The organism is Paenibacillus sp. FSL R7-0302, assembly GCF_038006885.1.
Classification (GTDB): Bacteria; Bacillota; Bacilli; order Paenibacillales; family Paenibacillaceae; genus Paenibacillus_AQ.
This window is the reverse complement of the sequence record NZ_JBBOWB010000001.1, coordinates 1,327,310-1,340,970: the sequence shown is the minus strand read 5'-3', so window position 1 is coordinate 1,340,970 and position 13,661 is coordinate 1,327,310. Positions and strand designations below refer to the sequence as shown.

Sequence of the window (13,661 nt, the reverse complement as noted above, 5' to 3'; positions counted from 1 at the left end):
AGGTCTCTCTATAATGGGCTTGACTTGAAACGAAACTTTCATGGAGGGATATACAATGGGGAGACTCAGGGCCATTAATGAAAGAAAATGCACGATAGAGAACTGCGACAGAAGGCATTATGCGAAAGGGTTGTGCAAGCAGCACTACTGGCCGGCCTGGAAAGCAGGACAAAAGACCGAATCTGACACCAGTCAAGGTTCCAGTGACAATTCGCCGCCGCAGCTCCAGTTTGTTCAAGAATTTATTTGATGTTGTAGAAGGTTAAGCCTTTCCTTTGTCGAACTCATTACACTATGATGAATACAAATTCCAAATATTACTTCAAGCATTTGACTTTAACAATGTTATATATGTCTTTGCTCTTGGGAATGCACACGGTATGGCAGCAGATTTTTGCTGCTCCGCAGCAGCCCGGGGCGTCCAGAGGCGCGCTGGATTTGCGCGGCTGGCATCTCAAGAATGCCCACTCGCTGGTTCTCGACGGTGAATGGGCCTTTTATCCGAACCGGCTCGTGACAGCGAGCGATATCCGCTCAGGGACTGCCGGAGCTCCGCTCATGATGAATGTTCCGGGTAACTGGAAGTCCGCCCTGTCCGGCTCTTCTCTCGGCTACGGGACTTATGCTCTGCGTGTTCTAGTGGATCAGCCCCTGGATGAGCCCTATTCCTTCTGGGTACAGCAGATCCAGGCCTCTTCCCGGATCGAAGTCAACGGCCGGGTGTATCCGGCGATGGGTCAGCCTGCTGTAGACAGGGAGCTACACCGGCCGATGGCTGTTTCATATACGGTTGACTACCCCCTGCCTGCGGGAGAGCAGGAGATGCTTGTGCTGATCCAGGCAGCCAATTTCGAGCATGGGGAGAAGGGAGGAATCTCTTACTCCATCCGCTTCGGCGCCCAATCCTCCATTCAGAAGGAGCGCTGGTACTCCACCGCTTTTCAGCTAACCACTATCGTCATCCTTCTGCTCCACGCCCTGTATGTCTGTATCCTGTATGTGCTTGCCAAAAAACAGCGGGTCTTGCTGCTGTTTGCTCTTATGCTGATTACAACAGCTCTCTCCATTGCAGCGGACAACGATGTCCTGCTGCTAATTGTGCTGCCGCTTAACTATACGTGGATGATCAAGATCAGGCTCCTGTCTTATGTATGGATGGTCTTTTTCATGCTGCTGCTGACCTACAAATTCTACAGCGCTCAAGCCGTAGGGTGGGCCTTCAAGATCTACAGCTTCCTCCTTGTTCTATACACTCTCTGTATAAGTGTGCTGCCGATCCATCTCGTATTGTCCAATGCCACTATTTATTTCAGCCTTTTGTATATGATTCCCCCGTGCTGGATGTTTGTAATTTTCGGAATAATGGTATATAAACGGAAAAGGGACGTCAGCTTTCTTACCTTCATCGCTTCCTGTATTGTATCAGGGGTCGTATGGGGGAATACGCTGAACGGTGAACGGCAGAACCTCCCGTTCTACTCTATTGACATTCTGGCTGCTATTGTCGGATTCTCCGCCTACGGACTGAAGCAATATATCAGGCGCTCCGACGAGAGCAGAGTGCTCTATGAACAGCTGGTGCAAACAGATAAGCAGAAAGAACGCTTCCTGATCAGCACCTCGCATGAGCTGCGGACTCCGCTGCATGGAATGATCAGCATTGCTGAGACCGAATATGACAAGAGGCGGGCAGCCTGCCCTGAGGAAGAATCCGGCGGCCTGGAGCTGCTTGTCCGCATCGGGCGCCAAATGTCGCAGCTGCTGGATGATCTTATGGATCTGACCCTGCTGCGGGAGAACCGGATGGTTCTTCACCCCGTACCGTTATCGGTCTATACAATTGCGGCAGGAGTTGCGGACATGCTCCGTTATTTGACGGAAGGCCGTAACCTGACACTTCATGTAAGCGTATCCGAAGCGCTCCCGAGCGTATGGGCGGACGAGAAACGGCTGATTCAGATTCTGTTCAACCTGATCCATAACGCCGTGAAATTCACCGAATCCGGCAGTATACGGATATCTGCCGAGGAAGCGGACGGCCAGCTGCTGATCAGCATTGCCGATACCGGTGAAGGGATCGGTGAGGAAGTACTCAGCCGTATCTTCCAGCCCTATGAACAGGCGGGCGGGCAGGACAGGGGCGGCCTGGGTCTGGGCCTGAGCATTACCCGGCAGCTCGTGGAGCTGCACGGGGGCAGGCTAATGGTGGAGTCCCGGCCGGGGGAAGGCTCCGTCTTCCGCTTCAGCCTGCCGCTGGCAGACGGGGCTTCCTTCACAGACGGCAGATTCGTCGGGAGCGAAGCAGAGGAATGGCCGGACTTTACGCTGAACGCCCAGTCACCCTATTTCCAAGGCAGAGGCGAAGACCCGCTCCTTGCCGCTGCTCCTCTGTTCGCAGCAGCTGAGGAGCAGCAGGATGAAGCTGCACTCCACATCTTAGTGGTTGACGATGATCCGGTGAATCTTCGGGTACTCTCCACTATTTTGCATGAGGATATCTACCGGCTGACTCCTGTGCTCAGCGGTGAGGAGGCGCTTAAGCACCTGGGAGAGGAATCCTGGGATCTGTTAATCACGGATGTGATGATGCCTCAGATGTCCGGGTATGAGCTTACCGGCAGAATCAGAGAGCGATATTCGGCATCTGAATTGCCGGTGCTGCTGCTGACGGCGCGTGCGCGGCGTGAGGAGATCTATTACGGATTCCGGCTGGGAGCCAATGATTATGTGACCAAACCGGTCGATAGCCTGGAATTGAAGTACCGGGTTACGGGGCTGGCGAGGATGAAGCAGAGCATCCAGCATAACCTGCGCCTGGAGATCGCTTACCTTCAGGCGCAGATCCGTCCTCATTTCCTGTTCAATGCGCTGAATTCGATCTCGACGCTCAGCCAGATTGATATCCGCCAGATGCAGGAGCTGATTGACGCCTTCTCCTCCTTCCTGCGCGCGAGCTTCGATCTGATGAATACCGGGAAGCTGGTTCACTTGCGTCAGGAGCTGTCGCTGGTCGAAGCCTATTTGTATATCGAGAAGGTCCGGTTCGGGGAACGGCTGGAGGTCGCGTGGGAACGGAATTACAGCGGACTGCTCTTAATCCCTCCGCTGATCCTGCAGCCGCTGGTAGAGAATGCCGTCCGGCACGGACTGCTTAGTCTTATCGAGGGAGGCACCCTCATGATCCGCATTGAAGAGCTGGGGGATCATGTCCGCTTCGAGGTTCAGGATAACGGCAAGGGCATGGAGCAGGCTGAAATTGAACGCTTGCTGAAGAAGAACAAAGACACGGGCTCCGGTATCGGTATTTGGAACACGAACCGGCGGCTGATTGAACGTTACGGGCAGGGCTTGTCTATCCGGAGCCGTCCCGGCCATGGAACCACCGTCTCCTTTATTGTTCCCGTCCGGTGGATGGAGTGAACCCTTCCTCCACCGGCTATATCCTGTATGAGGAGGTGAGGCAATGCTTCGGGTAGTGCTGATTGATGATGAACGACTCGCTCTGATCCAGTTGGAATCGACACTCAGAGCGCTGGGATCTGCCGTTGTAACGGCAACCTATACCAATCCGCTGCTGGCCTTAAGCGAAGCGTCCGGCTGGGATGCAGATATTATTTTTCTGGATATTGATATGCCCGGGATAAACGGAATGGAGACTGCGAAGAGGCTGGAGGAGATTTGCCCCTGTTCAGCCATTGTATTCGTAACCGCCCATAACAGCTTCGCGCTGGAGGCGTTCGAGGCCAGTGCCCAGGATTACCTGCTCAAGCCCGTCCCCAGGGAACGGCTCAGTAGAACCCTTCAAAGAATCAGGAACCGCAAAAATGCCATGCATAAAGAAATCAAAAAACACTCGCTGCTGATCCGCGGCTTCAATTCCATCCAGTTCGAGCGGGATGGAATACCGATCAGAGATTTTCGCTGGCGGACCTCCAAGTCTCAGGAACTGTTCGCTTATCTGCTCTATTACCACGACCGGATTGTCGTCAAGGACAAGCTCGTTGAGCTGCTGTGGCCCGAAATCTCGCTCAAGCGGGCGTCCACCCATCTGTATACGGCGATCTATCAGCTCCGGCAATCGCTGAAGCGGTCGGACATCAGTCTCGTCATCAGTAATGCAAGCGTGGGTGAAGGTTATATGCTGGAGAGCGGGGACGCACAGATTGATTTTGTACTCTGGGAAGAAGGCATTGTCTCGCTGGACCCGGTTGGTGATCACAACGTCACGGAGCATGAAGAGCTGCTGAAGCTCTACACTGGCGATTTCCTGGGCGATTACGATTACCTCTGGGCCGAGAGTGAGCGCCAGCGGCTGAGAAATCTCTCCCTGCAGCATGCCACAGAGCTGGCCGATTATTATACCGTCAAGGAGAATATCACCAAAGCCGTCAACACCTATCAGCAGATCGTGGAGCTACACCCCTATCATGAGCCGGGCTACCTGGCGCTTATGGAATTCTACAACCGGCTGGGAGAGCTCAGCTTCGTCCAGGAGCAATATGAGAAGCTCCGCAACCTGCTCTGGCGGGACCTGAAGCTCACTCCTTCCGCGAAGGTCGAGCGCTGGTATGGGAACTGGAAGCGGCTATATACCTGACCCTTATGTATACAAAAACGGTATGCCGGCACCCCCGGTCAGGGGTTAGGCATACCGTTTCTTGTTGCACCCGCAGCTCCATTCCAACGGGAGGACCTGCGCATGGCGCTGTCCCGTCCTTTCAGTGAGAAGCTGCGGGACATGCGAATCCGCTGACATAACCGGTGTACACAGGTTCTCATGCAGTAGCTACCCATGTCAGGCGGACCCTCACTCTTTCATTGTACCCGGTAGGGAGAAGTTAAAACGCTTCTGCCCGAGGTTTAGAAATTCATGTAGACCACCTCGTAATCAGAGAAAGGCTCCATCCATTGCACAATCGTCTTCGGCAGCTTGCTGGTGCCGGGATCATTCGTATAGAACCGGACATAGGGGTCAGCGATGTCTTCCAGTTCATCCCCTTCATCGGAGTCGAGTGCAGCTGCCCAGTAATGGCCCTGCTTATCATACATGATGATGGCTTCCGTAAGGGTGAACAGCCCTCTCACGCCGCCCTGTACCACTCTTGCCCCCTTACCATCCAGATCCTTCGGCTCATCCAGCAGCTGCATACTGTACAGGAACAGATCATAATCTTCCCCTACCAGCTTACGGAAGGCTTTGTCCTCCGCCGCCGTTTTGAAGACGCCAGTGTCCTTCAGCGTGTAGACCTTCTCGTTCGGATCTCTTGTATATTCGCCGGTGTAGGTTACATTAGCTCCGGCAGAATACACCGGCGAAGGGCTGGTTACGTACAGCTTGCCGTTCAGCAGATAGAAGAAGACCACCGAACCGTCCTCTTCCTTATAGACGGCCATCCGTTTGCGGACCACTGCCGTTTCGCTCTCCAGTTGACCGGAATGGGCGCCATCGTAGGCATCCATAGAGAAGACCAGCTTATCGCTCTTCACATTGCTGAATTCCACATAAGATCCATAGAAGGGCGAATTACTTGCCATATACCATTCCCCGCTCCAATCGGCAGCCTTAGGAACCTTGAGGCCCGCTGCCGCTGCGCTAGTCAGCGCTTCAACCGGCAGCTGCCGGGTACCGTCCGGGTTGCTCCATACCCCGGCGAAGCCGGTGCCGGGAATCCACCAGCCCTGGAAATGGCCGGTCTCCTTGCCTTTGGCGTCATACTCATACATATGAGCGATTTTGCCGTTGACATTGCCGGTGAGCCTGATCGTCTGTTTGTATTTGTCATAATAATAACTGCCGGTCAGCTTGCCGCCGCTCTCCACCTTGATGGACATATGGATCGGCAGATTGCCATTGATCGCCCCTGTGAGCGGCACCTGGCCGTTCGTTACCGGACTCGGTGTTGCTGAAGCGGCAGCAGCCACCGTCCCGGCCGATGCAGCCTTCGCCTGTGCCGGAGCAGCCCCAGCTCCCGGCGGCAGCAGGATGGCAGGCAGCAGAACTGCAGCAGCCAGCAGGGTACTGATTTTACGGATAATTCTCACTATAACCCCTCCCTTTCACAACCCTCTATAACAGCTACGTTACACTGTATGCCATCAATTACCCTTTTACAAGCAGATAGAAAATAGCCCCGCTATATTTATTGCACTTATAATTTCACCAATCGCAGGCTGAGGATATGCCATATCCAAATTAAGGTATTACCGGACCTTAACGAACCAGCGTCTCATTCGCAGAGGAGTCATTCGGATGCTGTAGGTGCTGGAACGACAGTAACTGCATTTTGTACAATGGAAGGCTGGAAAAAAGGCTTCGAAATAGAATCTACTGCATTCCGTACAATGGAATGTTGAACAAAGGCCATTTTTCACCCGAAACACAACATTCTACTGTATGAAATACAATAGAATCTCCTTTTACGGTCAGCTATGCGTTTTCTATTGCAGGAAATACAATCACCTACTTGAATGTAAGGACAGAAATCGGTATCGGGTGCAGGATCAGCCCAATATCGGTAAGGGATGAAGCTGCGTTCGTAACGAAAAAACAGGGATAAGTGTATTCTGTGCAACTAGAAACAGTGAAACAGGAGTCCTTCTTCTTCTAATTGTAGTCTGTACAACTAAATTTGCCCGGATGGGCGAAAATCCAGGTATAGAGGCATTTTAATTGCACGAAATACAGCTAAACAGAGATTCGGCGGCACATCGGACGAATTAGTTGTACAAAATGCACTTAAGCCTATCCCTGCACCCTAATCGGGGTGAGTTAACCCCTCAGCAAGCCATTAGTTAAAGTAATTCTCACACGCACAAGATACATTACCAACATTAGGGTAATTCTATATATATACCAAAATTCATGTAGGAAGAGATGATCCGTATGTCAGAATATAACTCAACAAGCCGGGAGCAGGACGAATCTATAGTGAAGCTCAGCTTCCAGGCGGATGGCCTGCTGCCGAACAATCCGCAGCTTCCGGCCCTGCTGTATAAGGGTGTTCTCCGAGACCACCCGGAAGATACTGAACAGATATTTAATGCCAACGGGTGGCTGAATAGCTGGGTGAACGGCGTCTTTCCTTATCACCATTATCACAGCAATGCGCATGAGGTTCTCGGTGTGATCTCCGGCAGTGCCAGCCTCCAGCTTGGCGGAGATGCCGGGTACACCGCCGACGTTAAGGCCGGGGACGTTGTGGTGCTGCCTGCCGGAACCGCGCATAAGCGGCTCTCCGCTACGCAGGACTTCCAAATAGCCGGTGCTTATCCCGGCGGAGCGGACTACAACACGCGTCGGGCCACTCCGGAGGATCTCGCTGCGGCGGTGCCCGAGATCCGCAGGGTTCCGCTGCCGGAGCGCGATCCCATCTATGGCGAGGCCGGGCCGCTGCTGCGGCTGTGGAAGTGACAACAGTTCCTGGAGCATATACTTAAACAGCGGAGCGGGCGGAACGGCCCCCGTAAAAGCGTAGCGTTCGCCTTGATCTCCGGATTTTCAGCACTCCGCTTGTGCAGTCCAGGGATTAACTTCTGCGTTTGGCCCCCTGTTCTGCTCATTTCTCTGGCCATACTATATAATGTTGTGTACAACTATCCACTTAGGCCGTGCGCCTGAATAAAGGGGGGCACTTGGATGTATCGAGTAGCGGTATGTGAGGATGAAGAACAGCAGCGGGAGCTGGTGAAGAGGATTCTGGTCGGCTTATCCGTTAAGACGGATACCGAATTTGAAATTGAACTGTTTCCTTCGGGAGAAGATTTAATCTCACACTATGAACGGGGCGGAGCCCCCTTCCATATCCTGATTCTGGATGTGGAGATGGGCGGGATGAACGGGATTCAGGCGGCGCACCGGCTCAGAAGCCGGAAACATTTTGACGAACAGATTATCTTCCTGACCAGCTACCCTGAATATATGGTGGAGAGCTTCGACGTGATTACCTTCCAGTATCTGATCAAGCCGGTCGCCCCGCAGCTCCTGGAGGAGAAGATTCTTAAGCTGTGTGACTACTTCCAGGCGCAGGATAAGAAGTTCATGGTCATCAAGTCCGGGTATGAGGAGGTCGTCTTGCGGCATGATGATATCATCGGCATTGAGGCGGCCAAGAGCCTGACGGTCAAGAGCAAGCTGAATGTGATTACCACCACAGAGATCTATGAGACCAGAGGAATTATTGCAGAGTACGCTTCAGCACTGCGGGACAGCCATTTCCTGCATATCCACCGTTCAATTATTATCAACCTGCTGCATGTCCACAAGTTCGCGGGCGGCTCCGTGCTGATGTCGGGCGGGCAGGAGTTCCCCATCGGCCGGTCCAAAATCAAAGAGGTTAAGGATTTCTACACCAAATTCATGATCATGAAGGGCAGCTCCTATGACTCACTATAATCTGACCCTTGTCGTCTGTGTCGTACTGGTGATGTGCTTTCAGACCCAATTCTTCTTTGCCTCCGTATTTGATAAGTCCGCCAGGAAGCCTAACCGGATCATGTACTTCCTCATCTACGGGATACTCTGCTTCCTCTATCTGGTCACCCCGTTGTCCCCTCTCTTCTCCTCCGGCATAGCTCTGCTGATGATCTTCAGTATGGCGCAAGCCTATAAGGTGGAGATGAAGACTCAGGTGATCTTCTCCCTGCTGTACGCTGTGCTGATGACGGTGGTCAGCTTTATGTCGCTGTATATTTTCTCAATGATAGATTCGGTAGACTACACCAGCATGAACTCGGGTGCGGGGATTGACCGGCCGGCCTTCATCAAGGGGCTGATCCTGAGCTGCATTATTATGTTCCCTGTCATTCAGATCATCCGGCTGATCTCCAAGCGGCGAAGCGTATCCCTGCCCTACCGGTATTATGTGATGTTCCTGCTCGTCCCGCTCATCAGCACCTATCAGATCAACGTCCTTACGGTGAACAACACGAAGGATTTCTATTATTTCTTTGCGATTCTCGGCTTCCTGTTCCTGAATGTGATGATCGTCTATATCTTCGATACGATAACGGATAAGTTCCAGTTCATGCATGAGAACGCCCAGCTCCAGCACCAGATGAACTATCAGGACGCCAACTACGAGAAGACGGTGCACAGCTTCAAGTCGATTAAAAGAATCATCCACGATACCCATCAGCAGTTCCTCTACATTGAAGAGTGTATCCGGCGGGATGATCCTGCCGCGGCTCTGGAGCATATCAAGCTTACGCAGAATAAGGTAGAGGCTGCCTACCAGCGGGTCAACACCGGCCATCTGGCGGTGGATGCGCTGGTCACGAACACACTGAATATCGGACAAGCGAACGGCATCCGGATCGATACCCGGCTTAAGCTGCTGCCTGGTGAGCTTCACATCGACCGTTATGACCTGTGCGTCGTGCTGGGCAACATGCTGGACAATGCCATTGAAGCCTCCAAAAAAGTACGGCTCGCCGAGGATCGCTACATTCTGATCCAGATGCACTCCAGTGAATCCGCGCTGTTCATCCGCATCCTGAATCATACCGTCCCGGAGACTACCTCTTTGCAGAGCCGAAAGCCGGACCCGGAATACCACGGTATCGGCCTGACCAATATCTCCAGAATCTGCGAGAAGTACGGCGGCAATATGACGATTGAAGCCGGGCATCGGGAATTCAACAATATGGTGGTCCTCCCCTTCTCACGCGAAGCTTCTATATAAAATGCGCTTAAGGGATCGTAATCCGCGTTTCAGGGTTATTCGACCCACGCTCCTCTCTTCTGCCTGTATGATAACTTCAGGAAGATTACCCAAGAGACACAAGAGGAGGAATTCAAGATGAACAAGTTAACTTCAGTCGTATTGGCGGCCATGCTGGTGATCCCTGCAGCCCAGGTGTCTGCGCAAGATAAGGAGAGCCCGGTGCAGGAAACGGCCCGCCTGCTTGGCTCGAAGATCGTATCCGATTACGGTGTAAGCGGCATGCAGTATGCAATCAGGGATAAAGGTGCCATTACAGTGTCGGGCGGCTTCGGTGTGTCCGATCAGGCTGCCGGGACCCCCATCACGAAGGATACCATGTTCGGCATCGGCTCAGTCAGCAAAATGCATGTCTCCGCAGCCACGATGATGCTTGCCGAAGATCAGATCATTGACATTGATCAGCCGCTGACTACGTATCTGCCGCAGTTCAAGATGGCCGATGAGCGCTACAAGAAGATTACACCGCGCATGTTAATGAACCATTCCTCGGGCCTGTATGGCAGCCACTACGGGAACAGCATTCTGATGGATGATAGCGATACACAGAATCATGATGACCTGCTGACAAGGCTTCAGTCTGAGCGGCTCAAATCCGATCCCGGCGCATATTCCGTATATTGCAATGACGGCTTTCAGCTGCTGGAGCTGATGATTGAGCAGGTGACCGGCAGCAGCTATACAAAGTTCCTGGAGCAGCACATGAGCAGCCCGCTGAAGCTAAGCTCTACCAAGACGCCGCTGGATACCTTTAACCGGCAGCAGCTTGCCAAGACCTACTTCCCTGGACTAAAGCAGGCATTGCCCAGTGAGAATGCCAATATCCTCGGAGCAGGCGGCCTCTATTCCACAGCCGAGGATCTGACTACATTCGCCGAGATGCTGAACGGAAAGCATCCGGACATTCTGTCAAAAGCCTCTGCTACAGCGATGCAGCAGCCTGAATACAAGAACGGGCTCTGGGTGCCTGAGGAGAGAAACAGCTTCAATTACGGTCTGGGCTGGGATGCCGTAGATCTGGCACCCTTCGGTGATTACGGAATCAAAGCCTTATCCAAGGGCGGAGATACCATCATGTATCACGCTGACCTGATTACCCTTCCGGAATCCGATATATCCATCGCGGTGCTCTCTTCAGGCGGAAGCTCAATCTATAACACTATTTTCGCCACCAATGTGCTGCTGGCTTACCTGAAAGATACCGGAAAGATTAAGAAGATTCTGCCGGATGCTACCTTCACCCCTCCGGTCAAAGCGGCTATGCCTGCTGAGCTGGGAGCCTATTCGGGATTATACGGGACCGTCGGAGCAACCACCACAATAATCATTAAGGACGGGGCACTGGATCTGCCTGCGCTAGAAGGGGGGCTCATTCCTGCACAGAAGTATATCTATACCGGCAAGGGACAGTTCACAAGCCCGGACGGCAGCGCAGCCGTGAGCTTCGATAAGCAGAAGAACGGCAAGACGTATCTGAAGCTGAACACCCACCTGAACATCCCCGGGGTCGGTCAAATGCTGATGGTCACGTACGAGTACCAGAAGCTGGATGGAAATCCGCTGAATGCTTCTACGAAGCAGGCCTGGGCGCTGAGAGACGGGAAGCATTACTACGCGGTGGATGAGAAAATCAATTCCTTCTTCTACCTCTCCCCTTCCATCTTGACAAAGACGATTGAGGTTGAACAAGGCTATGCCACCGGGACGCGGATTGTGGACGAGAACACAGCCGTCAATGCGGCTGAAATTCCGGTGATGAACGGTAGAGATGCCTTCGATCTGACCTTCTCCAAGCAGAACGGTGCCGAATATTTAACCATTGACGGTAATGCTTATATCAGCGAAGATGCCGTGAAGCCGATCTACGGAGGGCCGGCCTCTACCAGCACCGTTCCGGCGGGCGGACAGAGCGTATGGTTCAAGATTGATAAGAAGGCCGCCGGCAAAACCATGACCGTTACGGCTCCCTCAAGCGGCGGATACGTTGTCTATGATGCGGACGGGATGATCGTAAGCCACTCCAGAGTGAGTCAGGGCCCGTCGGTCAAGTTGCCGCAAGGCGGAATGGCCGTCTTCGGCGGTCAGGCGGGCGATGTTTTCAAGATTGAGCTGAGATAACGCTTTCATATTTTCATCCAAAATTTCTCCCTTCTCTCAAACTTGCTTAATGGGTTACAGGTATGTTTTAATGTTATCAAATTGAATAATACTCTTATCCAGAGTTCGGTGGAGGGCATGGCCCGATGATACCGCTGTGACTGGTGTGCGATTAGCATACAGGTTACAGCACTAGAGGCATCCCGGATGCCTTGCAAAGATGAGAGGGTGCTGACAGTTGATGAGACTGCCCCCTTTAATTAGGGGGCTTTTTTATTGCAGAAAGGAGAGAACTATATGACAGCATGGATTACGGAATTTATACTCTTTTTCAAAGATTTGTCGTATGCGGGCATCGTCCTCGCCCTGTCGTTTGAATTCGTGCCTGCCGAGCTCGTGCTTCCGCTTGCCGGGTACTGGGTGTATCTGGGGGACATGAAGCTTGTGCTCACGATCCTTGCCGGTACGCTCGGAGGAACCTTTGGCCCGTTAACATTATATGCCCTGGGCCGGTTTGGCGGCAGACCTGCAATTGATAAGTACGGAAAGTACTTTTTCATCCGTCCGCATCACCTTGAAGCCTCTGACCGTTTTTTTGAGAAATACGGCAACGGCGTAGCTTTCTACGGGCGCTTCATTCCGGGCGTGAGAACGCTGATCTCTGTCCCTTGCGGGATTGCCAAGATGAATGTGTTTGCCTTCAGTCTCTACACCTTCCTGGCCATGCTTCCGATCACCTCCATCTATGTCTACCTGGGCTTCAAATTAGGGGCGCAGTGGGAGCATGTGGACGAAATTGTCAAGCCTTACATTCTTCCGGCGGCAACCCTGTTCCTGCTTGGCTTCGGGCTATACGTCTTTTCCAAGCGGTACCGGAGACGGCAGGCTTAATCCACATTATTTGCAGTTCAAATTCAGGAGGAACTCATGGAGAATTGGTTCGATTGGCTAAAATACTTATTGTTAGGGCTCGTACAGGGAGTGACGGAGCCGATCCCCGTCTCTTCCAGCGGGCATTTGATCATCGTACAACGTCTGCTCGGCATGAAGCAGAATGGGCTATCTTTTGAAATCTTAACGAATACAGCATCCTTGATTGCCATTTGCTTCATCTTCCGCAAAGACATCATGGACTTAATCACAGGCTTCTTCCGTTACTTGCAGACGCGCGATACGAAGTACCGGTCAGAGTTCATGTTCTGCATCTACATTGTGATCGGGACGATTCCCGCGGCGGTTGCTGCCGTATTCTTCAAGGATACGATCGAACGTGTCTTCACTTCCGTACATACCGTTGGCATCAGTCTGCTGGTTACCGGAGTGGCGCTCTGGCTGATCCGCAATCTTCGCGGGCAGAAAAGAGACGGCAACCTCACCGTGAGAGACGCCATCATCGTCGGGCTCGCTCAGGCGGTAGCGCTGATTCCCGGGATCAGCCGCTCCGGTTCAACGGTCATCGCCTCGATTGCCGTGGGAATGAAGCAGGAGACGGCCCTGAAGTTCTCCTTCATGCTGTACATTCCCATCAGTATCGGGGGCCTGATCCTAGGTGCATCCGATATCGCGAATGACCCTAACCGAGCTGCGCTGGCGATGCCTTACCTGATCGCCTTCCTCACCACGCTGGTCGCCACCTACTTCGCCATGCGCTGGTTCATCGGCATTATGGCGAAGGGGAACCTGATTTATTTTTCCTATTACTGCTTCGTGGTAGGTACGCTGCTGCTGATCTTCCTGTAAAAAGGAGCCGCCCTGGCGGAAATCCACCTCTTGCCCGAATGGCGTTACTCTCAACTAAAAGAGCAGCACTTCTTCCATCTCAGGAAAAGTGCTGCTCTTTTTATT

The 13,661-nt window shown here is 52.7% G+C and carries 9 protein-coding genes; 8 read left to right on the top strand and 1 reads right to left on the bottom strand.

Features of this window, described 5'->3' with window-relative positions:
* Positions 1-351: 351 nt before the first annotated feature.
* Positions 352-3,420: a hybrid sensor histidine kinase/response regulator gene (locus MKY96_RS05750; protein WP_340939098.1), complete on the top strand. Its 3,069-nt coding sequence runs from the start codon at positions 352-354 to the stop codon at positions 3,418-3,420.
* Between the two features lie 43 nt (positions 3,421-3,463).
* On the top strand, positions 3,464-4,597 hold the full coding sequence (locus MKY96_RS05745) for a response regulator (RefSeq protein WP_340939097.1): 1,134 nt from the start codon (positions 3,464-3,466) through the stop codon (positions 4,595-4,597).
* 263 nt (positions 4,598-4,860) lie between these two features.
* On the opposite strand, the gene MKY96_RS05740 is transcribed toward MKY96_RS05745, so the two are convergent.
* Positions 4,861-6,042, bottom strand: a complete 1,182-nt coding sequence (locus tag MKY96_RS05740; protein ID WP_340939095.1) for a hypothetical protein — start codon at positions 6,040-6,042, stop codon at positions 4,861-4,863.
* 841 nt (positions 6,043-6,883) lie between these two features.
* Between MKY96_RS05740 and MKY96_RS05735 the strand changes: the two genes are divergently transcribed.
* The 6 genes from MKY96_RS05735 (at position 6,884) to MKY96_RS05710 (ending at position 13,556) form a co-directional block, all read left to right on the top strand.
* Positions 6,884-7,411 carry a cupin domain-containing protein gene (locus tag MKY96_RS05735; protein ID WP_340939094.1) on the top strand — a complete coding sequence of 176 codons (528 nt, stop codon included), beginning with the start codon at positions 6,884-6,886 and terminating at the stop codon, positions 7,409-7,411.
* 225 nt (positions 7,412-7,636) lie between these two features.
* Positions 7,637-8,392: a LytR/AlgR family response regulator transcription factor gene (locus MKY96_RS05730; protein WP_340939091.1), complete on the top strand. Its 756-nt coding sequence runs from the start codon at positions 7,637-7,639 to the stop codon at positions 8,390-8,392.
* Positions 8,379-9,680 carry an ATP-binding protein gene (locus MKY96_RS05725; protein WP_340939090.1) on the top strand — a complete coding sequence of 434 codons (1,302 nt, stop codon included), beginning with the start codon at positions 8,379-8,381 and terminating at the stop codon, positions 9,678-9,680. Before MKY96_RS05730 ends, MKY96_RS05725 begins: the two co-directional genes overlap by 14 nt.
* A gap of 117 nt (positions 9,681-9,797) precedes the next feature.
* Complete coding sequence (locus tag MKY96_RS05720) at positions 9,798-11,837, top strand: serine hydrolase domain-containing protein (RefSeq protein ID WP_340939089.1); 2,040 nt, start codon at positions 9,798-9,800, stop codon at positions 11,835-11,837.
* Positions 11,838-12,113: 276 nt separating this feature from the next.
* Positions 12,114-12,707: a DedA family protein gene (locus tag MKY96_RS05715; RefSeq protein ID WP_340939086.1), complete on the top strand. Its 594-nt coding sequence runs from the start codon at positions 12,114-12,116 to the stop codon at positions 12,705-12,707.
* Between the two features lie 36 nt (positions 12,708-12,743).
* Entirely contained in the window at positions 12,744-13,556 is an 813-nt protein-coding gene (locus MKY96_RS05710; protein WP_340939085.1) for an undecaprenyl-diphosphate phosphatase, read from the top strand.
* Positions 13,557-13,661 lie beyond the last annotated feature (105 nt).

Coding starts and splice junctions, on each gene's coding strand:
- MKY96_RS05750 (WP_340939098.1), top strand. CDS start 352: ATGTCTTTGCTCTTGGGAATGCACACGGTATGGCAGCAGATTTTTGCT.
- MKY96_RS05745 (WP_340939097.1), top strand. CDS start 3,464: ATGCTTCGGGTAGTGCTGATTGATGATGAACGACTCGCTCTGATCCAG.
- MKY96_RS05735 (WP_340939094.1), top strand. CDS start 6,884: ATGTCAGAATATAACTCAACAAGCCGGGAGCAGGACGAATCTATAGTG.
- MKY96_RS05730 (WP_340939091.1), top strand. CDS start 7,637: ATGTATCGAGTAGCGGTATGTGAGGATGAAGAACAGCAGCGGGAGCTG.
- MKY96_RS05725 (WP_340939090.1), top strand. CDS start 8,379: ATGACTCACTATAATCTGACCCTTGTCGTCTGTGTCGTACTGGTGATG.
- MKY96_RS05720 (WP_340939089.1), top strand. CDS start 9,798: ATGAACAAGTTAACTTCAGTCGTATTGGCGGCCATGCTGGTGATCCCT.
- MKY96_RS05715 (WP_340939086.1), top strand. CDS start 12,114: ATGACAGCATGGATTACGGAATTTATACTCTTTTTCAAAGATTTGTCG.
- MKY96_RS05710 (WP_340939085.1), top strand. CDS start 12,744: ATGGAGAATTGGTTCGATTGGCTAAAATACTTATTGTTAGGGCTCGTA.